Origin of the sequence: Isoalcanivorax indicus, from assembly GCF_003259185.1 — a bacterium.
In the GTDB taxonomy this organism is placed as follows: Bacteria; Pseudomonadota; Gammaproteobacteria; order Pseudomonadales; family Alcanivoracaceae; genus Isoalcanivorax; species Isoalcanivorax indicus.
The window spans coordinates 849,380-873,986 of record NZ_QGMP01000001.1; the positions used below are offsets into that span (position 1 = coordinate 849,380).

The window sequence follows — 24,607 nt, forward strand, 5'->3', positions numbered from 1 at the left end:
GTGTGATGGATGACTTTGTAGAGTTCTTTATAAAGCCAGGCGGGTCAACCAGGATCAACGAGGCGCTGGAGATTCTTTCCGAGCCTGACATTGACGATTTTGCGCTTGAGGAAGCGCTTGAGCCTTCTGATCCCTCTCAAAAGGAAAGCTGGGCACGGCTCTTCGATGCGTTTGGAGACACGCTGTGCCGTGTCGAGGGTGAGGTGGTTGAGTCGGAGGGTGCCACGATCATCGAGTATGCTATTGAGGGGACTGATGATGTAGAAGAACTGCTCTACTTGTTTATGACGGTTTTTTCTGATGCCGGCGCAGAGGATATCTACGCGCATTACAAAAGCCTTTCAGATGAACAGCCGGGATATCAAGTGGCGCGCATCGAGAACGGGAATCTGGTGTTTGTCCGCGTCGAAGATGACGGTTGATTTTTTCAAAACGCACACTCTGGATCGCCTAATCTCGGTCCCCGGCGGGCATCTGAGTGGCATGGCCGTATTGGCGTTGTCGTCTCATGCATTACAGCCCCAGAATCACCCCATAAAACAACACCAGAAATCCACCAATCTCCCCGGCAATCAGTGCCCACATAAACACCACCATCAGCCCGCCAGGCAGCGTACCTTTGCCCAACTGGTGGGGACGTTGCAGCTGGTTGTCGGTATCGGCCAGCCAGCCGTGCAGCACATAAGACAGCACTGCCGCCGCAAAGAAGGCAACCTGCACGGCCACGGCGATAGTGTTGACGGTATCCGACAGCACGCTCAGTTGCGCGAATTTAGCCAGCAGCAAACACGCAAAGGCATACAGCAGTGCGGTGCGGTGGGCGATGCTCACATAAGGATGGGCTTCGGCTGATTCGCGGGTATGAATCTGCTGATATTTCCAGACGCCGGTAAGCAGCCCGACCAGAAAAAAACTGCCCGCAGACAGTATAGCGAGGGTCTCAGCGGCTTGCATCGGGGCGGGCCTCCACGCTGACCAGCATACTGCGCTCCAGCAACCAGCCGCGCAGGCGGCGGGGGAGCAGGTTGGTATAAACAGCGAACTTGTTCAGGAGGCCGGGTACATACACCACTTTGCCCCGGTACATGGCGTTCACGCAGAGTCTGGCGACTTCCGGTGAGGTCATGATGCCAGTCTGTTTCTTGACGTTCTGGCCAGCACTGTCGAGGAAGGGCGTGAGCACGCCACCCGGGCAGGCGGCGGTGACGCTGATGGCGCTGTCGCGCAGTTCGTAATCGAGCACTTCGGAGAAAAAGCGCACATAGCCCTTGGTGCCGGAATAGGCCGCGTAGCGCGGGGTCGGCAGAATGCCCGCCAGTGAGGCGACGTTCATCAGATAGCTGCGCTGCCCGTGGGCGCGGGCACGGCGCAGGAAGCCGTGGCTCAAGGTGGTCAGTGCGGTGACATTCAGGTCGATGTCGCGTTGTACGCCCGCCAGGTCCTGGTCGGCGAAGGGCGCCCAGAAGCCGGTGCCCGCATTATTCACCAGCACGGTCAGGGTGCTGCCGGTGCTGGCCAGGGCGGCATCCACCTGATCGAACAGGCCGTTCAGCGCGTCGCGGTCAGACAGGTCGCAGGCGATGGAGGTGGCGGTGACGCCGTGCTCGCGGTGCAGGGCACTGGCCAGGGCATCCAGCCGGTCCTGGCGCCGGGCTACCAGAATCAGGTTCAGGCCGCGGGCGGCCAGTTCTCTGGCAATGTCTTCGCCGATGCCGCTGGAGGCGCCGGTAATCAGTGCTGTGCTCATGGGCAGGCCCCGTTGCAAAAAAGACCACTATACGCAAGCCACGCCCGAGGTTAAGAGGGGGCGGGCCGATTGGCGCATCCTGCGCCTTGTGTGGCCGCCTTCACGGTGCGCTTTCACAGGCGGGCGCGTATGATGCGGATTCATCTGTTATCGCCGGAGCCCTCCATGCCAGACCTGATCCTGCATCATTACGCCATGTCCCCCTTTGCGGAAAAAGTGCGTGCCATGATGGGTTATACCGGCTTGTCCTGGAGCGGCGTACTGCACCCGCCGCAGCCGCCGCGCAAGAAGCTGATGCCGTTGGCGGGGGAGTATCGCAAGATTCCGGTGGCGCAGATCGGGGCGGATGTGTTTTGCGATACGCGCCTGATTACCCGGGAAATCGCGCGGCTTTCCGGTCAGCCGAGGCTGGCGCTGGCGGGCTGCGATGAAGAGGTCCGGGCGTTCGTGGCCAAGACAGATCTGGAGATTTTCCTCGCCTGTGTCATGTCAGCAGGCAGCCCGAAGCTGCTGTTCCGTTTCTGGCGCAGCACGTCCACGCTCACGGTGATCCGCTTCCTGCGAGACCGGATCCAGATGGGCCGCACAGCCACGGTGCGCGCAGCGTCGCCGAAACGGGCACCGGGGGTGGTGAAGGCGCACCTTGAAGACCTCGAGTCTCGTCTGGCGAATCAGCCGTTCCTGTTTGGCGACACGCCCTGCATTGCGGATTTCAGTGCCTGGCACGGCCTGTGGTTTATCCGCGAGGCGGCGGGCAGCAACGCGATAGCGCCCTATGCGCAGGTGAATGCCTGGATGGATCGCATGAAGGCGTTCGGCCATGGCCCCAATCAGCCGATGAAGGGCAAGGCCGCCTGGGCCGTGGCGCGTGACGCCGCGCCGCGCGAGCTGCCGCAAAGCGAGGACTCCCCCCTGCTGGGCAAGCCGGTCACTGTGACGCCCTCGGATTACGGCCAGGTGCCGGTGAGCGGCACCCTGGTGGCGCAGCTGGCCGACAGCTGGGTGCTGGCCCGCGAGCATGCCGCCACCGGCACGGTGCATGTGCACCTGCCCCGTGACGGCTTTACGCTGGCGGCCGGTTAGTTCAGCCGCTGGCCCTCGCAATCCCAACCCCAGCCATAGTGGTCCGAGCGCGCCTGCTGCAGCTCGATCTTGCCATAGGGCGGTAACCGCCGCTGGTAGCGAGTGTCGCTGAAAGTGATTTCGCACTGGTAATCATAATCGCTCAGGTTGGTGACAGTGAGGTATTCAGTGTTACAGATGCCCTCGTAGAAGATGCTGACGCCTTCTTTGCTGGCTGAATCGGTGACGTCATACCAGTTGCACACCTGCTGGTAGCCGGGTGAGCCTCTGTTCGATTCATCCAGCGCCGAGGCGAAATAGGCCCAGTCTTGCGACGTGCATCCGCTCAGTCCTGCCAGCACCCATACGACCCCCGCCGTCATGCCCATTGATCTCTTCATGTGCTTCCCCGTGTCTCCGTTGTCCTTTCACGGGGGCTGAGAGGGACAGCAGCGGGGTTATCGACAACTTTCCAGCAACGCCTCCAGCGCAGGCTGGCCAAGCTCGTTCATGGCCGCGATATTGCGCTCGGGGATCTGTTCCGGGTCGGGGTGGCTGGCGATGGCCTGCTCCAGGCGGTCTTCGCGCAGCAGGTGCAGGGCGGGCCACGGTGAGCGGTTGGTGTAGTTCTCGGCATCCTCCGGCTCGGTGCCCTCGAACTGGTAGTGCGGATGGAAGCTGGCGATCTGGAATTCGCCTTCCCAGCCGAAGCGCTCCACCAGCGCTTCCGCCAGATCCAGAAAATCATTGTAGTCGGCGAAATCACTGAGCATATGCGGGATGGCGATGACCGTGGTCTCCACCTCGGTGGCCGGGCATTGCGCCAGCCGTTCCAGTTCGGCGTGCAGGTCACCCAGCAGTGCGGGCACATCGTCGGCCTGGCTGACGGCGATGCGGATCAGGTTGTTCTCCAGCGGCTTGCGTGCGAAGGGGCACAGGTTCAGGCCCACGACCACGCGGCGGATCCACTGGTCCATCTGGGTAATGATGGCGTCGTCATGCATGGGGTATCACCGGGTCGCCGACGCGAATCACGCCGGTATCAAGAATTTCCGCGCGCAGGCCACCCCGGCCCATCAGCGCCTGAATGACCTGCGTCGGGCTCAGGTCAGGCTGTTGCAGCAGCTTGCCGATTACCGCGCAGGGCTCGCACAGCTCAATGCCGCGCAGGCGCAGGGTGCCCACCGTGAACTCGCGGCCCTCCAGCGCGTTGAGGTCCACGCCCCGGGTGAGCAGGTTGCGCCGCAGCGCGCTGGCGGGCACGGCCAATCGGTGCGCCTGATTGAAGGCATCAATGGCTTCCTGCTCGATCAGGGTGATCTGGTTGGCGGGTTGGTTGTTGCGCCGGTAGTTGCGATCCCCCACGATGCCGCCGCCCGCGCGCACCTGCACGGCGGGTTGCTCACTCACGGGGGCGCGCGAGACCGCCGCCGTAAAGATGGCTGTTACCACAGACACCTGAAGTCCTCCGGATGGATAACGGCGCGCCCAGTGTATGCCAGGCCGCGCGCTGGCGCGACGCTTCCGCTAGACTGGCGTTCTTTCCTTACCGCAGGCCCTGTTGTGACTGATACTGCCTTTTCCTCCCTGCCGCTTTCTGCCCCCATGCTGGAGACCATTGCGGCACTGGGCTTTACCGAAATGACGCCGGTTCAGGCGCGTACCCTGCCGCTGATCCTCAAGGGCCAGGACGTGATCGCCCAGGCCCGGACCGGCAGCGGCAAAACCGCCGCCTTTGGCCTTGGCCTGCTGCATCCGCTCAACCCCCGGTACTTCGGCTGCCAGGCGCTGGTGCTGTGCCCCACGCGCGAGCTGGCCGACCAGGTAGCCAAGGATTTGCGCCGTCTGGCGCGCGGCGAAGACAACATCAAGATCCTGACCCTGTGCGGCGGCGTGCCCATGGGGCCGCAGGTGGGTTCGCTGGAGCATGGCGCCCAGGTGATCGTCGGCACCCCCGGCCGGGTGCAGAAACACCTGCTCAAGGGCAGCCTGTCGCTGGATGGCCTGAACACCCTGGTGCTGGATGAAGCCGACCGCATGCTGGACATGGGTTTCTACGACAGCATTGCCGAGATCATCAACCAGACCCCGGCCCGGCGGCAGACGCTGCTGTTTTCCGCCACCTATCCGGCGGGCATCAAGCAGCTGGGCAGCAGCTTTATGCGCGACCCGGTACAGGTGAAGGTGGAAGGTCAGCATGATGCCCGGCAGATCGAGCAGCGCTTCTACGAAGTCGAGCCGGAAGGGCGGCTGGATGCGGTAGTGAAGGTGCTCTACAGCCTGCGCCCTGTGTCCTGCGTGGCGTTCTGCTTTACCCGCCAGCAATGCCAGGAGGTGGCCGACCACCTGAACGCCAAGGGCATCTCCGCCATGGCCATCAACGGTGATCTGGAGCAGCGCGATCGCGATCAGGTGCTGGGCATGTTCGCCAACCGCAGCCTGTCTGTGCTGGTGGCCACCGACGTCGCCGCGCGCGGGCTGGATATCGAAGCGCTGGATCTGGTGATCAATGTCGAACTGGGCCGCGACCCGGAAACCCATATTCACCGTATCGGTCGCACCGGCCGCGCAGGAGAAAGCGGCATTGCCGTCAGCCTGGTGGCGCCACCGGAAGCCCGTCGCGCTCTGGCCATCGAAGCGCAGCAGGGCACACCGCTGAACTGGCAACCGCTGGACAGCATCACGCCCCACCCGGACCGCAGCCCGCTGATCGCCCCCATGGTGACCCTGTGCATCGGCGCGGGCCGCAAGCAGAAGCTGCGCCCCGGCGATATTCTGGGCGCCCTGACCGGCGAGGCCGGCATTCCCGGCGCCCAGGTGGGCAAGATCGCCATCTTCGATCACCAGGCCTACGTGGCCGTGGCCCGCGAGGTGGCCGACCAGGCACTGGCGCGGCTGACGACAGGTCGGATCAAGGGCAAGTCGCTGCGGGTGCGGGCGCTGTAATGGAGGCATACCGTGCATCAAGATGACATAAAAGCGCTTTTTGACCAGCAGGCCGCCGGGTACGACGCCCAGTGGGCCAAAACCGCTCCGATCAGGCATTGCTTGCATCTGCTTCTGGGCTCCCTGTTTTCCGAATTACCGGCCGACGCACGAATACTGTGTGTTGGCGTGGGCACAGGAGACGAGCTTTTTTATCTCGCATCGAAGTATCCCGGATGGCGCTTTACTGCGGTGGAACCTTCTGGCGCCATGCTGGATATCTGCCGCCGAAGAGCAGAAAGCGAGGGCGTGGCGTCCCGCTGCCTGTTCCATGAAGGGTACCTCGACTCGCTTCCCGAGGTTGAGCCGCATCAGGCGGCCACATGTTTTCTGGTATCCCAATTCATTCTGGATCACCGCGAGCGAGCACGCTTTTTCCAGGGCATTGCTGAACGTCTTGAACCGGGCGCGTTGCTGGCCAGCTCTGATCTCGCCTCGGATGTTGAATCGCCTGAATATGAGGTGTTGCTTCGTGCCTGGATGAACATGATGTCCGCTGCCGATATTTCCGAAGACGCGATAGCGCGGATGCGGAAGGCTTACGCCAATGATGTCGCTGTCCTGCCTCCGGGCAGGATTGCATCGATTATAGAAGCTGGAGGCTTTACGCTGCCGGTGCAGTGCTATCAGGCCGGGTTGATACATGCCTGGCTGTCGCGGAGGGTCTGAGCGGCGTGCTCCGGTCGAGGTTTTACAGTAACAGCGGGAACTCCGGCGATATGAGGGAGCCAACCTGAAGAGATACCTCAGGTAAAGGAGATTCCCATGAGCACTTCACAGCCGACCCTGAAAGACAAGCGCATCGCCGTTCTGGTCACCGACGGTTTCGAGCAGATTGAACTGACCAGCCCCCGAGACGCCGCCGAGGAACTGGGCGCGAAGGTGGACATCATCGCGGACAAGCCCGGCGAGGTGCGCGGCTGGCACCATACCGACCCCGGCGACGCCTTCCCCGTCGCCAACACCTTCGAAAAGATCCAGCTGGACGACTACGACGCCGTGGTGCTGCCAGGCGGTGTCATCAACGCAGATCAGATTCGCATGAATGATGCCGCCGTTTCCTTCGTGCAGGGTGCGGCGGGAGCGGGCAAGCCGATGGCGGTGATCTGCCATGGTGCCTGGCTGCTGATATCCGCAGGTCTGGTCGACGGCAAGGACATCACCAGCTACCCCTCACTCAAGGACGACCTGGAAAACGCCGGGGCGCACTGGCTGGATCAAGAGGTGGTGCGCGCGGGCAACCTCATCAGCAGCCGCAAACCGGGTGATCTGCCTGCGTTCAACGACGCGTTGATCGGCGCGCTGGCGGCCTGACCTGCCCGGCCCGGTGACCCCGTTTGGGTGATACTTGCCTCATCCTTCCGCCCGGTAGACTGCCGTCGGGAGGAACACGTTATGAGACGAGTCAATTGCAAACGGGTGAGTGTGCCAGTGGCCATGCTGGTCGCGCTGGCAGGGTGTGGTGGGTCATCGGGCGGCGGTGGCGGCGCCAGCGTCGAAACGCTGGGCCTGGTAACCGACGACAATGCGACAGAGATCGCGCTGGCGGCCTATCGCAATTTGCTGGTGATGCCCCTGTTGCCACAGCAGATGGATCAGGTCGCCGAGACGGTTGTCCTGAGTGAAACCGGTATGGAGACCGGCTCTTTTCCTTGCGAAATCAGCGGCCAGGTAGAGCGCCGCGGGGTGACGTCTGATCGCTATGATGAGCGTCTGAGCGCTGACGCCTGCCGGTTCGAGACTGACGACTTCGACATCAGGGCGCAGTTCATACTGGAGCGTGGCTTTGATCGTGACTGGCCGGAGTTCGCGCTGGCGTTCCCGCCGGGCCCGGGGATGGAGGCCGAAGGGGTGCAGGACTATCACGCGCTGCGTACGCCGATGACGCTCAATGAAGTGCGGTTTACGGACGATCTGGCGTTCGACTCAGAGCTGAGGGGCAGCATTACGCGCCGCTTTGGCATGTTGGCGCCGGACACCTATCCCGCCGAGGGCGAAGATTACCGCTTCCGCTGGGAGTATGAGGCGCGCGACACACGCATCTCGCAGGCCACCACTGCGGCCGGTGAGGATGAGCCAAGCCAGCAAGTTGGCATTGATCTGGGGCGCCATGCCCGCATGGTGGCGAACCAGGTGTTCGATATCCAGGATAACGGCAGCCCGACACTGACGACCCGGGCAGCACAGATCGGTATTGAAGGGCGCATTCGTATCGACGATGCCGGGTTGTTCGATATCAACGGCCCGGAGCTTGTTTTCGATCTGTCGCCAGGCACGCCGCCCTCCTTTGATACGGTACGCCTGCAGCCGGATTTCCTCGGGCTGGGGAGTATATTCGGCGTGCGTTGCCCGAGTATCGGCGTGATTGACGTGACCGGTGCCGATAACACCGGGATGCGCATCGTGTTCACCGCGGGCGCATCGCAAGCCGTGTTTGCGCAAGTGTTCACTACCGAGGCCACACGCACGCTGCGGTTTGCCTCCTGCAGCGACTTTCTGGATATGGACCCCATGGATTGAACGGTCCATGCGGGGGCCCATTCGGCGGGCGCCCATTCGGGGAATCGGGTACCCTGCGGACATGTTCCCGTTGATTGACACGGCGAGCCTGTCCCCGGGGGACCAGTTCGCTTTTTATGAAGCTGCCCTACAGGCGCGCCTCGCGCCGTTCCGGCTGGACCGCCGCGGTGCGGCGAACGCGCCCTTTGTGGCGCGCTTGCGGGCGCGATCCCTGGCCGGCATGGATCTGGTGCACGGGCAGGGCGGCGCCCACGCCATCGGCCAGAACCGGGCCTGTGGCGCCGCCAACCCCTATCGCTACGGCCTGGTGATGGCCTTGCACGGCTGCGTTGCTGTGCAAACACTGGCGGGGCGTACCGATGTCATCGCCCCCGGCACACTGATTCTCACCGACAACCATCATTTGCCCGGCGCCTTGTCTTTCCCGCGCCGCATGAACGTGCTGACCCTGCAGGTGCCCGCCGGGCGTTTACCGCCGCAAGCGACAGCGCGCCTCGCGGCCGGGCCGGTGTTGTTCAATCCTGCACAGCGTCACCCTGCGGCGCCCCATGCTCGCCTGTTGGCCTGCTTCATGGCGGGCTTGCCGCGTCTGTCTATCCAGAAGCGCTCTCAACAGCACTCTCGGCCGCCGCACTCTGTGCAGAGTCAGACCGAAGAGGCCGCGCACGCTGATCAACTCAGCGGCCTGCTGACCCTCGCCTTGCGCGAACAGGGCATTGTCGGCGAGGCGCCGCTGACCCACGGCGATATGGATCAGGTCTACGCCCGCGCCGCCGACATGCTCATGGCCCGGCGCCTGCACTGCGCCAGCCTGACCCCCGCGCGGCTGGCCGCCGAACTGGGCATCTCCGAACGCCACCTGTTCCGCGTGCTGGCGGATACCGGGCAACGCTTTGGCCCCAGGCTGCGTCAGCAGCGCCTGGCTGCAGCGGCAGCCGACCTGGCTGATCCGTTGCAGGCACACCGCAGTGTGCTCGATATCGCCGTGGCACAAGGCTTCGTCAACCAGAGTCACTTCTCCCGCGCCTTCCGCGACACCTATGGCTGCGCCCCCGGTGTCTGGCGCACACGCCGCCACCCCACCATGTCAGTCTGAGCACAATCCCCCCTTATCCCATCCATTAGAGTGTTTGCGTCGGCGCCCACCGCAGCGGCCTTGTCAGGCCCGTGGGGAAAGCCCTCCTTGGGGAAGGAGCGAGGCGCCGACACCTTTTCGGTTGTGAATAAATCAGAGTGAAAAAACAAGGTGGGGTCCATGACAACAAGACGTTTTGCCGTAACGTGGCTGCTTGCTGCGCTGTTTCTTGCTGCCGGCTGCGGAGGCAGTAGCAGCGCCACGCCCAGCTACACACTGCTCTACCTGGCTGCCGACGACGGCGAAGTACAAGGCCCCGCCGAGCAGACCGTACGACGCGGTGATGATGGCGCGCCCGTCACTGCGGTGGCGGACCCGGGCTACCGCTTTACCGAATGGTCCGACGGCAACACCGACGCCACGCGCCAGGACATGGCCGTTGAGACCGACATCGAGGTGACCGCCCACTTCGCTGCAATGACGGTGCCCACCGATCTTGAGGCCGACGCCCTGGGCTACGACGGGCAGGTACACCTTGACTGGGCCCCCGTGCCGCAGGGCGCCAGTTATCACATCTATGTGGCCAGCGAGCCCATTCACGACATCGCCGACATTGGCACACTCGCCGATCACAACCGCCACACCGTGGACGCACCGCCCGCCCATGTGCGCGGCTTGCAGAACGGCCGCGAATATTATTTTGTGGTCACCCACGTGGACGGCGACAACGAAAGCCTGCCCGGCAACCAAGCCAGCGCCACGCCTTTCTTTGCCCCGGTGGGCGGATTGCCCGGCACCGGCGTGCCGGCCTGCACCGCCGACGGCGAACGCGACCTGCCATGCCCGGTGGCCGACTTCCCCGGCCAGGACGCTGAATTCGGCCGCATGGCCGCAGCACTGGACGGCACCCTGCTAAAAAGCGGCGACGGCCCGGACGCCTTCGACTTCAGCCGCATCTGCCACAACGGCGATGCCGCCGGGCAGGGCGATTGCCCACCCGAACCCGCCCTGGGCCCCGCCGCTGATCAATGGGGTTGCACCCGCGACAACGTCACCGGCCTGCTCTGGGAAGCGAAAATCAACCACAGCGGCGCCCTGCGTCACCAGGGCAACACCTACACCTGGCATGACCCCGACACTGCCACCAACGGCGGCGATGCCGGCGCGATCGATGGCGGCGACTGCAGCGGCAGCGCCTGCGACACCCACGCCTTCGCTGCCGCGGTCAATCAGGACGGCCTGTGCGGCCAACAGAACTGGCGCCTGCCGTCCATGCACGAACTGCACGCCATTCAGGCGCGCACACCGCAACCTGCAGGCGGCAGCCCACTGCCCGGCGAGCACTTCCCCAATGTGCCCCGCAGCGCCCTGTGGAGCGCCACCTCATCCGCCGCCACGCCGTCCCGCGCCTGGCTCTTGTCGTTCCTGTCCAGCACCACCTATGACCGAGACAAAGACGGCGCACGCGCCGTGATGCTGGTCAGCGGCCAGGCCGTGGACGGCCCCCTGGACGAAGCCGGGTTTACCGTCTCCGACGACACCGCGCTGCACCAACGCACCGGGCAACACTGGCGCCGCTGCGCCGCCGGGCAAACCTTCGACAACGGCGACTGCCTCGGCACCGCAGAGCGCTTCACCTGGCAGGCCGCACTGGCCTATGCCGACAGCGTCGACGGCTGGCGCCTGCCGAACATCCAGGAACTGTTCTCCATCATCGACAAACAACGCGCCACCCCGGCCCTGGACACCAGCGTCTTCCGCAGCGGCCTGAGCAACGGCGCATTCTGGAGCGCGACCCCCGACCTCGGCAGCAGCAACTCCGCCTGGGTAGTGGGTATTCGCAGCGGGCAGACCAACCGCTACAGCACGACCAGTGATACGCAGCGTTATGTGGTGTTGGTGAGGGAGGATTGACTGAACCAATTGAGTCTGGAGCGGAAGCCAGCTAGTCTTGCTCAGACGATCTTCACCGTTTGGATGCTGGGGCGCCAGGGCAAACAGCGGTGGCAGGGAGTGTCTGAGGCAGTTTTGGGTCTCGGGCGGAATTATTGCGAAACAGGTTGATAGTGGGCGTGTTTCGCAATAATTCCGTGCGAGGAACAGGATATGCTAAGGATAAAAATTGAACTCAGGATTGACTTGAAAGCGGCTTGGTTAATCATTGCAACGCTTTGATTAACGGGTTTGCAGGCAGTCTTTTAACAGTTCGCAGAGAGGCCCGCCCAGAAAGCGGGCCTCTCTGTATTTACCGACAAAGAATAGCGGACCCCCGAAAGAAGACGAGCACACGCTAGAGCCTATCGAGGCAATCCCATGCCTGAAACGACCACCATCACCATCCGACTGCCGCTCGAACTCAAGACGCAGCTGGATCACCTTGCCGGCGCCACTAACCGAAGCAAGTCGTTGCTGGCTGCCGAGGCCATCCGCAATTTCATCGAACTGAACGAATGGCGGGTGCGAGAACTGCAAGATGCTGTGCAGGAGGCCGCTGCTGGTGACTTCGCGGCCCCGGAAGAGGTGAGCACGGTGCTGGCCAAATGGGGTGAATAAAAATTAAGGGCTGAGGAAGGGTCGGCTAGTCTGCATCAGTCGCTGAATATTCAAGTGACGCCCATCCACCAAAGCGTGTCCCTTTTGGCCTTCGATCCTGCCCTTGCCTCTTGCCCCCTTGGCCCACTAATCAGGCACCCGTGGATTGGTGGTGCCGGGTAATCCTCATAGCGTGTCCTACCGGTTTGGCGGTTATCCGGAGCGGGGGGGGCAATTCTATGGAGTGGGAGGGCCGCCGCAACCGTGATAGGCGCCCCGGCGGCTGGATTGGCGGCTGCTACAGACGCTATGCCTGATTTTTGTGATACAGTTGACACAATCAATATGTTGTGCTTATTTTAGTATGTGGCACAACATGTGGTGTTTGAGATGACTGAAAACGCAGAAAGGCCCTACAGCGAAGCAAGGCGGCTTCATAAAGAACTCTGGTCCAGGCGCTTTGAGCTTCTGGGGAGCGAGCCCTCATCTCCGATTGAGCTTCTGGAGCCTGAACTTGTGTGTCAGGTGCTAGGCGTTCGTTATCTTGAACTGCCGGACATCCCGAACCACTTCCCGGGAAGTAACCCCAAGTTCCAGATAGCGGGCTTGCTGGATCGGCAAGCCGGGAAGATAGCGGTTTCGGCGGAGTTTCCCCTAAAGACCATGCGTTTTACCGCGATGCATGAAGTGGGGCATTGGTGCATGCATGAACAAAATGTCATGCATCGAGACCGGGCTGTAGATGGTGATGTCTTAGTGAGGCCACAGCGTAACCACATGGAGCGTGAAGCGGACAAATTTGCCGCTTTCTTCTTGATTCCAGAGAACCTACTTCGCAATGCCTTTCAGCATACATTTGGCGTCGTTGCTCCAATAAGATTCTGCAATAACCTGGCGTATGCGCTAAAGCCAGAGGATCCAGAGGCGTTGCTTTATTGTGACGCCGATTCGCTACAACGAGAGCTTGCAATTGCGAGGTGTGAATCACTCGGTAATCGACGGTTTGTATCATTGGCTGATCAGTTCAAGGTATCAGTTAACGCAATGGCGATCAGGCTCAAGGAAACGGGTTTAGTAGCTTGGCCTTAATCTGGAGGAATCAGAATGGCTAAAAAAACGGTCCCGGTAAAACCCTACAAGCGGTCCCCACCATCATCACCTGCAAAGACATCTCCAAAGCCAGGGCCCAAGACTGTGCCGGTCGGTCCCCATAAGAGATCGCCGCCGAGCTAAGAGCCCATTGGTCCGCGTCTACTGACACAGCCCAAAGTTGCTTCAAGTTCGCTTGCGGAGATGGTTGTGGGGCTCAGATACGCAGCGCATCTCGCTCGATATAGGGCTTGAGTTCAGGGCGGAGTGCTTTCTCCGTGACCAGATCCACGGGATGACCCAGCAGGTCCTCCAGATAAAACTGGACCCCGAAATAGCGAGCCGATGTGGCCGGGCCGTCAAAGCTGACAAGGATGTCTATATCGCTACCCTCGCGGGCTTCATCACGAGACATTGAGCCAAACAGCGCCAGAGAGCGAACATCATATTCGCCAGCCAGGGTTGGCATATGGTCCCGCAGTAGTCGCAGGGTCTGAGCTCTGTTCATCTGGTTCACCTCGTCTCTTGCAATGAGTCTACCGCACGCGCTCAGGCTCTCAAATGTCTGACCCCACCAGCTCTTTAGTCTGCTGCCCGGTCTGAGGGCCCACCTCGCCAGCTTGCGGGAGGATTGGCGTGAAACAGGTCGTTGATGTAGATCAATACATCAACAACCGTGACATTGTTCAATGGCATCGAACTGATCCCATTGACCGGTCCGGAGACAGACCATGCTTGAGAATATCGACCCCAACACCATGATGCGCATCAAGAAGTGGGGCTTCCTGCTGTTCTGGCTGGCAGTCCTGCCCGTACTGCCGCTGGCGGCCTATATGGGCCGCGAGTCCGGCACTCAGGACTACTGGGCCTGGCTGATCTACTTCACCGTGTTTGGCATTGTCCCGGTGCTGGACTACATCGTTGGCAAAGACCCGAGCAACCCGGACGAACACACCGATGTGCCTGCCATGACCCGGGAACGCCTCTACCGCGTGTTCCCGTTTATTCTGGGGGCGGTCTGGCTGGCGGTGCTGTATTTCGCCGGGCATATCTTTGCCACCAACGACTACTCCCTGCTGGGCCAGGCCGGCTGGATTCTCTCGATCGGCACCGTGGGTGGCGCCATCGGCATCGTGCTGGCCCATGAGCTGGTCCACAAAGACGCGAAAATCGAGAGCGGCTTCGGCGGCCTGCTGCTCGCCAGCGTCTGCTATGCCGGTTTCAAGGTGGAGCATATTCGTGGCCACCATGTGTTTGTGGCCACCCCGAACGACGGCGCCTCCGCCAAATTCAACCAGAGTGTCTGGCACTTTCTGCCGCGCGCCCTGGCGCACAACTTCCTGACCGCCTGGCAACTGGAAGCCCAGCGCCTCAAGCGCCAAGGCAAGCATCCCGTGAGCGTGCACAACGAACTGATCTGGTGGTACGCCATCAGCGGCCTGTTCGCACTGTCCTTCTTCCTGCTCTGGGGCTGGCAGGGCGCCGTCTTCTTCCTGCTGGTGGGCCTGGTGGCCGGCAGCACCCTGGAAGTGATCAACTACGTCGAACACTACGGCCTGCACCGCCGCATACTGGACAACGGCAAATACGAACGCGTTACCCCGGCACACAGCTGGAACTCCAACTACTTCCTCACCAACCTGGCCCTGTTCCAGCTGCAACGCCACAGCGACCACCACGCCTACGGCAAACGCCGCTATCAGGTACTGCGCCACTACGAAGACAGCCCACAACTGCCCGGCGGCTACGCCGCCATGTATGTGCTGGCCCTGATCCCACCCCTGTGGAAGAAGGTGATGAACCCCCGCGTAGAGGCCTACTACCAGGGCGAAATGGACCAACTGTTCCGCGAACGGCCGAGAATCAACAATATTGTTGCCTGAACGCCGGCAACCCCATACCGCTGTATGGGGTTGCCATCACATTTCCGGCGGGGCAGTATCAGGACAGGGTTACTGGCATGCCGGACAAGCGCCCGATAGAGGTGCTGCCGCAACGCTATCAATACGCTGGAAAATAGTGATGCTCGCTACGCATGGGATGATGCGTGGGATGTCGGGTAGGGCGGTAGCGTATCTGGGAGCGCCTGAGAACGAAGGCTGGATCAATCATTCCCCCATAAATAGGAATTATATCTCTATGGAGGGTTTTAACTGATTTGAGTGAAAAACTAAAAATTATTGGAAATGGTATGAATCCTGAGGCAGGGGAGCTTATTAAAAAAGGGCATGATGTATGTCGGAAGATACCGCGACGATTAAGGCGACTTTCAAAGATAATAAAATGGCTGCCGCAGTGTGCGACATATTCAAGAATATGGAACAGCCGCGAAACGGCAAGCGCATTGGAACGGATCAATTTCTGGCACTGATTGGTAATCTTAGCGAAGAGGCGAGAGCGCTATTCGAGCGACCCATAAGGGCCAACCAGACTGATTACAAATGGCTCCTGAGGTACGTGCGGGATGAAAATCGCCCGCACTTCAAACACTTTTTCTCCTTTGCTTGCCAGGTTAGGCCGCAAGCTGATCGCATATGGATGGAACAGGAAGATCTGGCTAGTAATATGGCTCCCGATTTTGTTGAAAGGGAGGGGCGACAAGTCGAGATTTCCTGGATGTGGGGATTGCATGCAAATTTGGGCCTGCCGTTGCTCACGGCGGTGTTTATGGCGCTGGGGGCAGAGGTGAATGATTCATGGGTTTCATATGAAGACGGAGATCCACTGGAATGTGAGGAGGATAGTTTCGAATATGATGAGCCAGGATCCCATGACACCGAGACCCAGAATATAGAGGACGATAAGAATGAAATTGAAGTTGACCTTTGCTGCTATTTTTATCCTTATGTTGAAGAGGAAATATTAAGGGGTATTTTCTCAAAGCAGTATAAAAACTTTCATTATTATGAAGATAAAAATGGAAGTAATATTTCTTGGATACCTCTATCACGAAAGAATCGGGACGCGTCGAGCAAGGCACTCAATAAGATTGTGGGGATTGAAGGCTTGGTGACGTATGCCAACGAGTTTTACGAAGGGTCTTCATTCCCCTACAAATGGTACAAGATTGAGGATGGGGACATTGAAGTTATTCTTGATAGTGATGACTATCCCGAAGAATTAATATCATTTATGACCGAATCAATTGATGATCGAGTCGGGAAGAAAGTGAACTGGTATTCACCTCGCATCGAAGATATAGTAAAAATTCATCAGGATTTCTCGTTAAAAGATTATTTTGACTCTGCCTTGATTGATCTTGAAAGGCACAAGAGTGATGAATTTCTGCGTCATGAGAAGATATGGCGGGATAATGGTGATAATGTAATATCGATTCTCAAGGATAAGAGGTTCCGCATACACTATTATAGTGATGCGTCATTGGAAATGGCCGAGAATTTAACGAACAGTATGATAAAGGTGGGAATGTTCAGAAATGGAATCCTGCGAGAGATAGGTTTTGTAGAGAATAATTGCATCTGTGGTCCTGAGAGTTTGATGGCTGAAATGGAGTGCTTGCAGAGCAATATTCCAGAGCTTTCAAGCTATAGGATTTATACAGAGAATAATCTGAATGAAATTGAGTTGCACTTCAGGTGATCTGATCGCTGAATTCCTGGTTTTTCGTTCAGGGCAGCTGTGAACTTCGCGTCTGGAGGTCAAGGGTGAGGAAGAAACACGGTAACAATTTTGCGGTAGAGTGGGTGATGGCGTGGAGCGCCCACTATATTGAACGCGAGGGGCAGTAAGGCATGGCCAAGGTCATCCCGCAACTCAACACGCTCCGCAACATGACTTCAGGCGAACGCCGCTTGGGGCAGCGCTTGGAGTTGCTGTTGGAGGATGACTACACTATCTGGTACGACATCCCGGTTGGCCGTCGGCGGCGCTATCCGGATTTCATCATCCTGCACCCCGCCCGGGGCCTGCTGTTCCTGGAAGTGAAAGACTGGAAGCTCGACGCCCTCAAGCGCATTACCCCGCAAGACGCCGAAATACATACCTCTCAAGGCCTGAAGATCGTCAGCAACCCTCTGGAGCAGGTACGTCAGTGCGCCCATGTGGCAGTGAACCAGCTTCAGCGTGACGAGCAGCTTAGGCAACAGGGCGGGCGCTTCCATGGTCGGCTGTGCTTCCCCTACGGCTACGGTGTGGTGTTCCCGAATATCACCCGCAAGCAATGGGATGAGGCGATCAGCGAGCAAGACCAAGAGCTGGTGCTGCCGCCTCATCGCCTGATCTGCCGTGATGAAATGATCGCCACCGTCGATCCTGAGGTCTTTCAGTCCCGGCTGTGGGGCATGTTCGAGTATGCCTTTGGCGACAAGCTGTCCTTGCCGCAGATTGATCGCATCCGCTGGAACCTGTTTCCGGAGGTGCGCATCAACGCGCCGCAGCAGGACTTGTTTGCCATTAATACGGAAGATGACACCCCGATAGCCAGCTATAGCATTCCGGATATCGTCCGCGTGATGGATCTGCAACAGGAGCAGCTGGCCCGCAGCATGGGCGACGGCCACCGCGTGGTGCATGGCGTGGCCGGGTCCGGCAAGACCCTGATTCTGGGCTACCGCTGTCTGCATCTGGCCCAGGCCGTCAACAAACCTATTCTGGTGCTGTGCTTCAACATCACCCTGGCGGCCAAGCTGCGCAGCTTTATTGCTGAAAAGGGTGTTGGCGATAAAGTACAGGTGCATCACTTCCACGAATGGTGCGGCCTGCAACTCCAAACCTACAACGTGAACCTGCGGCCAGGGAACGGCGAAGAATACTGGGAACGGCAGGTGAGCACCGTCATACAAGCAGTGGATAAAGGCCATATCCCCCGCGCCCAGTACAGCGCCGTGATGATCGATGAAGGCCACGACTTCGAGCAGGAATGGCTCAAGCTCATCGTGCAGATGATTGACCCGGACACCAATTCCTTGCTGCTGCTCTATGATGACGCCCAATCCATCTATAAAAAGCGGAGCAACCTGAAGTTCCCGCTCTCCAGCGCGGGCATCCAGGCCCGAGGCCGCACCACCATCCTCAAGCTGAACTACCGCAACACGCGCGAAATCCTCAGCTTCGCCTACGACTTTGCCAAAGACTTCCTGCAAGCCCAGGATGCGGATGAAGACCACATCCCCCTGATCGCCCCGGAGGTGGCCGGCAGCAGCGGCCCGGCACCCCAATTCCGCAAGTTCGACAACTTCAACGACGAAGCCCACTACATCGCCCGCTGCATCCGCAAATGGCACCTGCAAGGCCACTCACTGGACGATATCGCCGTGATCTACGGCCACCACCGACAGGCCGAGATCCTGCAGCGCGCGCTGATGAACAATGATATCCCCTGCGCCTGGCTGAGAAGCACCGCTGACAAGAAGCGTTATAACACCAATGCCGACAGGGTGACCCTGCTAACGCGACAAAGCAGCAAAGGACTGGAATTCGATACTGTGGTGTTGGCAGGCCTGGGCGGCTTGAAAGATGACGAAGAGAATCTGGAGTGGGAGGTGCGCCTGTTGTATGTGGGCATGACGCGGGCGAGGCAGCAGCTTTTACTGACAGGGAGTGGTGAGAACTGGTTTGTGGGGCGCCTGGATATGACCTATAACGAGATATGAATACTGGTGTTGATAAGGGGGCTTCATGAGGCAGATTGCGAGCGGGTGGAGGCCCTCGTGATTGGGGTAAGTCCACACTATGTCTAAAGTGTCCGCTAAAGTGGTAGCAGGTTAATCAGCTTAAGCGAGTGCTATGCTTGGGATTAATTGGGGGGGTTAATATGAAATGCAAAGTTATTATTTTGGTGCTGTTCGTATATCTAGGCGGTTGCTCAGTAAATCCAATTGTCCATAATCCAGACATGTTGCCGGAGTCTGAGCTGGCGAGGGTGTCGACTGAAGACATAGGTCGCTGGTTATCTGGCGATCAGTTGTTTACCAACTTTATGAATGTAAGGGATGCGGAGGGTAAAGAAATTGCCGCTGTGTCTTTCATGACTTCTCTTCCATCGACCTTTGTTTTAAGTGAAGGTGAGTACCTGTTTAATGTGAAATGTTCCAATACAAATGGTATTGGAGACGGCGTCTATAGTTTTAGCCAAATATATGTAGGTATAGAAGCAGGAGAAGAGTATATAGTTTACTGTTTAAGCAGATCGGAGAAAAATTTTCTGGGTATTTCAATGATCAGGCAGATGGTTGCATTTATCTCAAAAAGTGAGAACTATGAAAAGGAGAGGGCGGATAATGTTGTACACCTTAAAGAATTGAAAACTGAAGATTAAGTGTAAGAAGCCCCCGCGCCAGTTTGTACCATGGTTGGCCGAACATATTCTTGCTCGTCCATAAAAAAAGCCCGGCATAGCCGGGCTTTTCCGTTCTGATCTTACAGGCTCAAACCATCAAACCCGCTCAATCACCGTAGCAATCCCCTGACCCAGACCAATACACATGGTCGCCAGGCCCAGGGTGCCACCTTTCCACTCCATCACGTTCAGCAGCGTGCCGGTGATGCGCGCGCCGGAGCAGCCCAGCGGGTGGCCCAGGGCGATAGCGCCGCCGTTCAGGTTCACCTTCTGGTCCACTTTGTCGAGCAGCTTCAGGTCCTTGGCGACCGGCAGGGACTGGGCGGCAAAGGCTTCGTTCAGTTCAACGTAGTCGATGTCGTCCATGGTCAGGCCTGCGCGCTTCAGGGCTTTCTGCGTCGCCGGTACCGGGCCGTAGCCCATGATGGCGGCGTCGCAGCCTGCTACGGCCATGGCGCGGATCTTGGCACGCGGTTTCAGGCCCAGGGCCTGGGCGCGTTCGGCGCTCATCACCAGCAGGGCCGAGGCGCCGTCCGACAGGGCGGAGGAGGTGCCGGCGGTCACGGTGCCGCTGCGCGGGTCGAACACGGGCTTCAGGCTCTGCATGCCTTCCAGCGAGGCGTCCTTGCGGATCACTTCGTCGATTTCACACAGCACTTTGAAGCCGTTGGCGTCGTGGCCTTCGATCGGCACGATCTCGTTCTTCCAGCGGCCTTCCACGGTCGCTTCCCAGGCCAGCTTGTGGGAGCGCACGCCGAACTCGTCCTGCATTTCACGGCTGATGCCGTGCATGCGGCCGAGCATTTCGGCGGTCAGGCCCATCATGTTGGAGGCCTTGGCCACGTACTTGGAGGCTTCGGGGTTCAGGTCGATGCCGTGCATCATGCCCACGTGGCCCATGTGCTCCACGCCGCCGACCACAAATACGTCGCCGTTGCCGGTCATGATGGACTGCGCCGCCATGTGCAGGGCCTGCATGGAGGAACCACACAGACGGTTCACGGTTTGCGCGGCGGTGGTGCGCGGCAGGTCTGCCAGAATGGCGATGTTACGGGCGATGTTCATGCCCTGTTCCAGGGTCTGGTTAACGCAGCCCCAGATCACATCTTCAGTTTCGGCGGTGTTCCAGTTCGGGTTGCGCTGCTTCAGGGCTTCGATCAGCAGGGCTGACAGCTTCTCGGCGCGCACGTTGCGGTACTGGCCATTTTTCGACTTGCCCATCGGGGTGCGGACAGCATCTACGATGACAACGTCTCTCGGGTTCAGACTCATGTTCAAATCTCCTCTGTCCGGGCTCAGGCGAAGAAGCTCTCGCCCTTGGCGGCCATATCTTTGAGCATCTGCGGTGCTTCGTAGATGCCGCCCAGGTGTGCGTACTTGTCGCACAGTTCGACGAATGCCTTGGCGCCAATGGAATCAATGTGGCGCAGCGGCCCACCGCGGAACGGGGGGAAACCAATGCCATAGATCATGGCCATGTCTGCTTCGGCGGCGGAGCCAACGATGTTGTCTTCCAGGCAGCGCACGGTCTCGGTGCACAGGGGAATCATCATGCGGGCAATGATCTCCTCGGCATCGAATTCCTGGCGCTCGGCCACGTGCGGCTTGATCAGCTCGTAAGTGCTCTCGTCGACCACTTTCTTCGGCTTGCCCTTCTTGTCTTCTTCGTACTTGTAGAAGCCCACGCCGTTCTTCTGGCCGTAGCGCTTGTTCTCGTACATCACGGTGGAGACATCCTTGAAGTCGTACTGCATACGCTCCGGGAAGCCTTCGGCCATCACTTGCGCAGCGTGCACGCCGGTGTCGATGCCGACCACGTCCATCAGGTAGGCCGGGCCCATGGGCCAGCCGAATTTCTCCATCACTTTGTCCACGGCCTGGAAGTCGGCGCCGTCGCGCATCAGCATGCCGAAGCCGCCGAAGTAGGGGAACAGCACGCGGTTCACCAGGAAGCCGGGGCAGTCGTTGACCACGATGGGATTCTTGCCCATCTTCTGCGCGTACTTCACCAGGGTAGCGATGGTGGCGTCAGAGGTTTTTTCGCCGCGGATGATTTCCACCAGGGGCATCATGCTCACCGGGTTGAAGAAGTGCATGCCGGCAAAGTTTTCCGGCTTCTTCAGGGCGGTGGCCAGGCGGGTGATGGAAATGGTGGAGGTGTTGGAGGCCAGCACCGCGTCATCTTTCAGGTGGCCTTCGGTTTCGGCCAGCACGGACTGCTTGATCTTTTCGTTTTCAACAACCGCTTCCACCACAACGTCCACGTTGCCGAAGTCGCCGTAGTTCAGGGTCGGGCGAATGGCAGACAGGGTCTTGGCCATCTTTGCTGCGTCCATCTTCTTGCGCTCAACGCGCTTGGTCAGCAGCTTGGAGGCTTCGCTCATGCCCAGGTCCAGTGCCTTGTCGGCAATGTCCTTCATGATGATCGGGGTGCCTTTCAGGGCGCTCTGGTAGGCGATGCCGCCACCCATGATGCCCGCGCCGAGTACGGCGGCCTGGTTGATGTCAGCGGCGCCTTTCTTGATGTGCGCGCCGTTGGCTTTCTTCACGGCCTGGTCGGCCAGGAACAGGCCGACCAGTGCTGTCGCCTGGGAGGTCTTGGCGACTTTACCGAAGCCTTTGGCTTCGGCTTCCAGGGCCTTGTCGCGGGTCATGCCAGCGTGCTGCTGCATCACGTTCACGGCGGCCATCGGCGCGGGGTAGTTCTTGCCCGCTTGCTGGGCCACAAAGGCGCTGGAGGTCTGGAAGGCCATCATGCTTTCCAGCGGCGGCAGTTTCAGTGCGACCAGCTTTTCGTTGCGCTTGGCCTGATGATCGATCTTGCCGGCCAGGCATTCCTTCACCAGCGCGATGGCGGCATCACGCAGGGCGTCGGGGGCTACTACGGCGTCAACTACGCCGTCTTTCAGGGCTTTTTCCGGTTTGTGCTGGCCGCCAGCGGCAATCCACTCCACGGCGTTGTCCACACCGATCAGGCGCGGCAGGCGCACGGTGCCGCCGAAGCCCGGGTACAGGCCCAGCTTCACTTCCGGCAGGCCGACTTGGGCGTCGGTGCTCATCACGCGGAAGTCGCAGGTCAGCGCCATTTCCAGGCCGCCGCCCAGGGCGATGCCGTTGATGGCGCACACGGTGGGCACGGGCAGGTCTTCAAAGGCAGTGAAGACTTCGTTGGCCTTCAGGCACCAGCCAGCGATTTCCTCTTCGGTCTGTTTGAACATGTCGGTGAATTCGGTGATGTCGGCGCCGACGATAAATACGCCTTTGGCGGACGTCACGACCACACCCTTGATGCTGCTGTCGCCTTTCAGGGCCTCGACGGCCTTGCCGAGATCTTCGATGGTCTCGCGATTGAACTTGTTGACGGACTCGCCCTGAAGATCGAACTTCAGCTCGGCGATACCGTCATCCAGAAGCTGGGCGCTGACGGCCTTGCCTGAATAGATCATGTTGGTGCTCTCCCAATGAAAAAGCGCATGGTCCCGTGAATTCATGTGAGTGTTTGCTCACGTTTTGGCGGGCATTACCACCATCCGATACAAACCGGGTCGCCAAGTATAGGCAACCCCGGGGGGACTTTGACCCCCCCGGGGTTGGTTTTTGTGACTGTGGGGTTCTGCAGGGTCACACGCGGTCGGGCGGGGAGCTTCAGGCGTACCGGTGATAGAGCTGCTGCAGGGTGTCATGCATCTGTGTAACGCCCGGTTCCTCCACCGGGAAATGCCCGGCGCCCTCCAGCACCACATAGGCTTTTTCGGCGGCGATGCGATCGAAGAAGGGCAGGCTCATGCCGGCGGGGGTCCAGTGGTCGTCGCCGGGATGGATCAGGGTGACCGGCACGGCATGAAAAGCCTCGGGTGCGACTTCAGGTTGCGAGAACAGAAAGCTGCTGAGAAACCCCAGCGCTACGCGCCCGCCGCCGCCCCGGGCATCGGTGCTGCACAGCCGGGACAGGCGCGGGTGGTTGGCGATGCGGGTCATGGGCACCAGCCAGCGCAGCGGTACGCGCAAACGGCGCAGGCGCGGGCCGAGCCGCCGCATCAGCGGGCGCAACAGCCGCAGGCTGGTGGCGCCACCCCAGCGGGACAGCGCGGGCCAGGTCACGGGGTCAGCCGGATTCAGCAGGCAGGTGGCCACCAGATGCGTGACAGACGGGGCGCCCGCCCGGGCAATGGCGGAATAGCCCAGCAGGCCGCCCATGCTGGCGCCCACAACGATCAGGGGCCGGGGATCAGTGGCGGTTTCGGCGCGCAGCAGGTCGGCCACGCAATCCACCCAGTCCGGATAGCGCACGGCGGCGGGATCAGGCACGCGGGTCTGGCCGTAGCCGGGCAGATCCGGCGCCAGCACGTCGTAGCCGATGTCGGCGGCCAGCGCGGCGGCGGGCCACAGGGCACCGGAGTGACCGCCGCCACCATGCAGGATCAGCATCCTCACCGGGGCCTCCGGGTTGGGCGCTCGGGCGATGTGCAGCGTCATGTCTCGCCACGGCCACCAGGTCGCCTGGGGTTTGGCGCTGGCGCGCGCTTGCCAGTGTGGCGGCAGGCAGGCGGTGTAGTCGCTGTGATTATAAGGCTGGGGCATCGGTCGCTCCGGATTGACGGGGGTGGCGGTGTTCGTGATTATGTGAGTAATCCTCACATTTATCCGGGGCCACCACTACTCGCATTCCGCCTATGTCATCCCATGCCAGCCACTCGCGGGCAACGCCGCGCAAAAAGCCCCGCCAGCGCCGTTCTCAGGCCACCTGGGAGGCCATCCTCGATGCTGCAGCTCAGGTTTTCGGGCAGCAGGGCTATGCGGCCACCACCAACACGGTGGCGGAACGCGCCGGGGTGTCCATCGGTTCGCTGTATCAGTATTTCCCCAACAAGGATGCGTTGCTGATGGCGCTGGCGGAGCGTCATATCAGCGAGGCGGGGCTGGTATTGCAGGAGACCTTTGCCGGTTTGCTGCGCGATGAACCTGATTTGCCAGAGACCCTGCAGCGCCTCATCCACACCACGGTGGCCCTGCACGAGCAGGACCCGGCCATGCATCGGCTGCTGTTTGATCAGACGCCACGCACGCCCGATGCGGTAGCACGGTTCCGGCAACTCGAGAGCCTGTTGGCAGCGGCGGTGGCGCAGCAGTTGGTGCGCCTCGGGGTTGGTGGCCCGCATCCGCAAGCGCGGGCCTTGTTGCTGGTGCAAGGATTGGAGGCGCAGATTCACGGCGCCGTACTCGCGCCGCCCCAGGGCATCAGCCGCCAGGCGTTGGTAGACGAAGTACAGTCCCTCTGGTTAAGGGCACTGGCATAGAC

The 24,607-nt window shown here is 60.2% G+C and carries 24 protein-coding genes; 15 read left to right on the forward strand and 9 right to left on the reverse strand.

Annotation, left to right across the window (positions count from 1 at the left end; genetic code table 11):
- Positions 1-5 precede the first annotated feature (5 nt).
- Positions 6-422 carry a hypothetical protein gene (locus tag DKW65_RS03950; protein ID WP_111656040.1) on the forward strand — a complete coding sequence of 139 codons (417 nt, stop codon included), beginning with the start codon at positions 6-8 and terminating at the stop codon, positions 420-422.
- 91 nt (positions 423-513) lie between these two features.
- Here DKW65_RS03950 and DKW65_RS03955 read toward each other — a convergent pair whose 3' ends face one another.
- The gene (locus DKW65_RS03955) at positions 514-954 is read right to left on the reverse strand and encodes a hypothetical protein (RefSeq protein ID WP_111656041.1); all 441 of its coding nucleotides are present in this window, start codon (positions 952-954) and stop codon (positions 514-516) included.
- Positions 941-1,747 carry an SDR family NAD(P)-dependent oxidoreductase gene (locus tag DKW65_RS03960; protein WP_111656042.1) on the reverse strand — a complete coding sequence of 269 codons (807 nt, stop codon included), beginning with the start codon at positions 1,745-1,747 and terminating at the stop codon, positions 941-943. The genes DKW65_RS03955 and DKW65_RS03960 overlap by 14 nt, the downstream gene beginning before the upstream one ends.
- Positions 1,748-1,912: 165 nt before the next feature.
- Here DKW65_RS03960 and DKW65_RS03965 point away from each other — a divergent pair, with 165 nt between their 5' ends.
- A complete protein-coding gene (locus tag DKW65_RS03965) occupies positions 1,913-2,830 on the forward strand; it encodes a glutathione S-transferase family protein (RefSeq protein WP_111657507.1) in 918 nt (305 codons plus the stop codon).
- Here DKW65_RS03965 and DKW65_RS03970 read toward each other — a convergent pair.
- From DKW65_RS03970 to DKW65_RS03980, 3 genes are read right to left on the reverse strand one after another with little or no spacing between them, the layout of a single operon-like run.
- Complete coding sequence (locus tag DKW65_RS03970; RefSeq protein WP_162925689.1) at positions 2,827-3,210, reverse strand: hypothetical protein; 384 nt, start codon at positions 3,208-3,210, stop codon at positions 2,827-2,829. The genes DKW65_RS03965 and DKW65_RS03970 overlap by 4 nt on opposite strands.
- A 57-nt stretch (positions 3,211-3,267) precedes the next feature.
- Entirely contained in the window at positions 3,268-3,813 is a 546-nt protein-coding gene (locus tag DKW65_RS03975; protein WP_111656044.1) for a DUF1415 domain-containing protein, read from the reverse strand.
- Positions 3,806-4,267, reverse strand: a complete 462-nt coding sequence (locus tag DKW65_RS03980; protein WP_111656045.1) for an MOSC domain-containing protein — start codon at positions 4,265-4,267, stop codon at positions 3,806-3,808. The genes DKW65_RS03975 and DKW65_RS03980 overlap by 8 nt, the downstream gene beginning before the upstream one ends.
- 105 nt (positions 4,268-4,372) lie before the next feature.
- On the opposite strand from DKW65_RS03980, the gene dbpA reads away from it, so the two are divergent.
- The 8 genes from dbpA (at position 4,373) to DKW65_RS04020 (ending at position 13,010) form a co-directional block, all read left to right on the forward strand.
- Positions 4,373-5,755 (forward strand): ATP-dependent RNA helicase DbpA, encoded by a 1,383-nt coding sequence (gene dbpA, locus DKW65_RS03985; RefSeq protein ID WP_111656046.1) that lies wholly within the window; start codon positions 4,373-4,375, stop codon positions 5,753-5,755.
- A gap of 12 nt (positions 5,756-5,767) precedes the next feature.
- Positions 5,768-6,463, forward strand: coding sequence for a class I SAM-dependent methyltransferase (locus tag DKW65_RS03990; protein WP_111656047.1), 696 nt, complete (start codon positions 5,768-5,770; stop codon positions 6,461-6,463).
- 96 nt (positions 6,464-6,559) lie between these two features.
- Positions 6,560-7,108, forward strand: coding sequence for a type 1 glutamine amidotransferase domain-containing protein (locus tag DKW65_RS03995; RefSeq protein WP_111656048.1), 549 nt, complete (start codon positions 6,560-6,562; stop codon positions 7,106-7,108).
- 81 nt (positions 7,109-7,189) lie between these two features.
- Positions 7,190-8,314: a hypothetical protein gene (locus tag DKW65_RS04000; RefSeq protein ID WP_162925690.1), complete on the forward strand. Its 1,125-nt coding sequence runs from the start codon at positions 7,190-7,192 to the stop codon at positions 8,312-8,314.
- 61 nt (positions 8,315-8,375) lie between these two features.
- Positions 8,376-9,410: a helix-turn-helix domain-containing protein gene (locus tag DKW65_RS04005; protein ID WP_162925691.1), complete on the forward strand. Its 1,035-nt coding sequence runs from the start codon at positions 8,376-8,378 to the stop codon at positions 9,408-9,410.
- 159 nt (positions 9,411-9,569) lie between these two features.
- On the forward strand, positions 9,570-11,303 hold the full coding sequence (locus DKW65_RS04010; RefSeq protein WP_111656051.1) for a DUF1566 domain-containing protein: 1,734 nt from the start codon (positions 9,570-9,572) through the stop codon (positions 11,301-11,303).
- A 399-nt stretch (positions 11,304-11,702) separates the two neighbouring features.
- Positions 11,703-11,942 (forward strand): CopG family ribbon-helix-helix protein, encoded by a 240-nt coding sequence (locus DKW65_RS04015; protein WP_111656052.1) that lies wholly within the window; start codon positions 11,703-11,705, stop codon positions 11,940-11,942.
- Between the two features lie 369 nt (positions 11,943-12,311).
- A complete protein-coding gene (locus DKW65_RS04020) occupies positions 12,312-13,010 on the forward strand; it encodes an ImmA/IrrE family metallo-endopeptidase (RefSeq protein ID WP_111656053.1) in 699 nt (232 codons plus the stop codon).
- A gap of 217 nt (positions 13,011-13,227) precedes the next feature.
- On the opposite strand, the gene DKW65_RS04025 is transcribed toward DKW65_RS04020, so the two are convergent.
- The gene (locus DKW65_RS04025) at positions 13,228-13,518 is read right to left on the reverse strand and encodes a nucleotidyltransferase family protein (RefSeq protein WP_211315735.1); all 291 of its coding nucleotides are present in this window, start codon (positions 13,516-13,518) and stop codon (positions 13,228-13,230) included.
- Positions 13,519-13,741: 223 nt separating this feature from the next.
- On the opposite strand from DKW65_RS04025, the gene DKW65_RS04030 reads away from it, so the two are divergent.
- The 4 genes from DKW65_RS04030 to DKW65_RS15805 all read left to right on the forward strand — a co-directional run bounded on the left by DKW65_RS04030 (position 13,742) and on the right by DKW65_RS15805 (position 19,287).
- Positions 13,742-14,893 (forward strand): alkane 1-monooxygenase, encoded by a 1,152-nt coding sequence (locus tag DKW65_RS04030; protein ID WP_111656054.1) that lies wholly within the window; start codon positions 13,742-13,744, stop codon positions 14,891-14,893.
- Between the two features lie 352 nt (positions 14,894-15,245).
- Positions 15,246-16,610, forward strand: a complete 1,365-nt coding sequence (locus DKW65_RS04035; RefSeq protein ID WP_111656055.1) for a hypothetical protein — start codon at positions 15,246-15,248, stop codon at positions 16,608-16,610.
- Positions 16,611-16,762: 152 nt separating this feature from the next.
- On the forward strand, positions 16,763-18,622 hold the full coding sequence (locus DKW65_RS04040; RefSeq protein ID WP_111656056.1) for a 3'-5' exonuclease: 1,860 nt from the start codon (positions 16,763-16,765) through the stop codon (positions 18,620-18,622).
- 161 nt (positions 18,623-18,783) lie between these two features.
- Positions 18,784-19,287 (forward strand): hypothetical protein, encoded by a 504-nt coding sequence (locus tag DKW65_RS15805; RefSeq protein WP_162925692.1) that lies wholly within the window; start codon positions 18,784-18,786, stop codon positions 19,285-19,287.
- A gap of 117 nt (positions 19,288-19,404) precedes the next feature.
- Here the strand turns inward: DKW65_RS15805 and fadA are convergent, their stop codons facing one another.
- The 3 genes from fadA to DKW65_RS04055 form a co-directional block, all read right to left on the reverse strand.
- A complete protein-coding gene (gene fadA, locus DKW65_RS04045) occupies positions 19,405-20,580 on the reverse strand; it encodes an acetyl-CoA C-acyltransferase FadA (RefSeq protein WP_111656057.1) in 1,176 nt (391 codons plus the stop codon).
- A gap of 23 nt (positions 20,581-20,603) precedes the next feature.
- Complete coding sequence (fadB, locus tag DKW65_RS04050) at positions 20,604-22,754, reverse strand: fatty acid oxidation complex subunit alpha FadB (RefSeq protein WP_111657509.1); 2,151 nt, start codon at positions 22,752-22,754, stop codon at positions 20,604-20,606.
- Between the two features lie 199 nt (positions 22,755-22,953).
- A complete protein-coding gene (locus tag DKW65_RS04055; RefSeq protein ID WP_111656058.1) occupies positions 22,954-23,889 on the reverse strand; it encodes an alpha/beta hydrolase in 936 nt (311 codons plus the stop codon).
- A gap of 92 nt (positions 23,890-23,981) precedes the next feature.
- On the opposite strand from DKW65_RS04055, the gene DKW65_RS04060 reads away from it, so the two are divergent.
- The gene (locus tag DKW65_RS04060) at positions 23,982-24,605 is read left to right on the forward strand and encodes a TetR/AcrR family transcriptional regulator (protein WP_111656059.1); all 624 of its coding nucleotides are present in this window, start codon (positions 23,982-23,984) and stop codon (positions 24,603-24,605) included.
- Positions 24,606-24,607 lie beyond the last annotated feature (2 nt).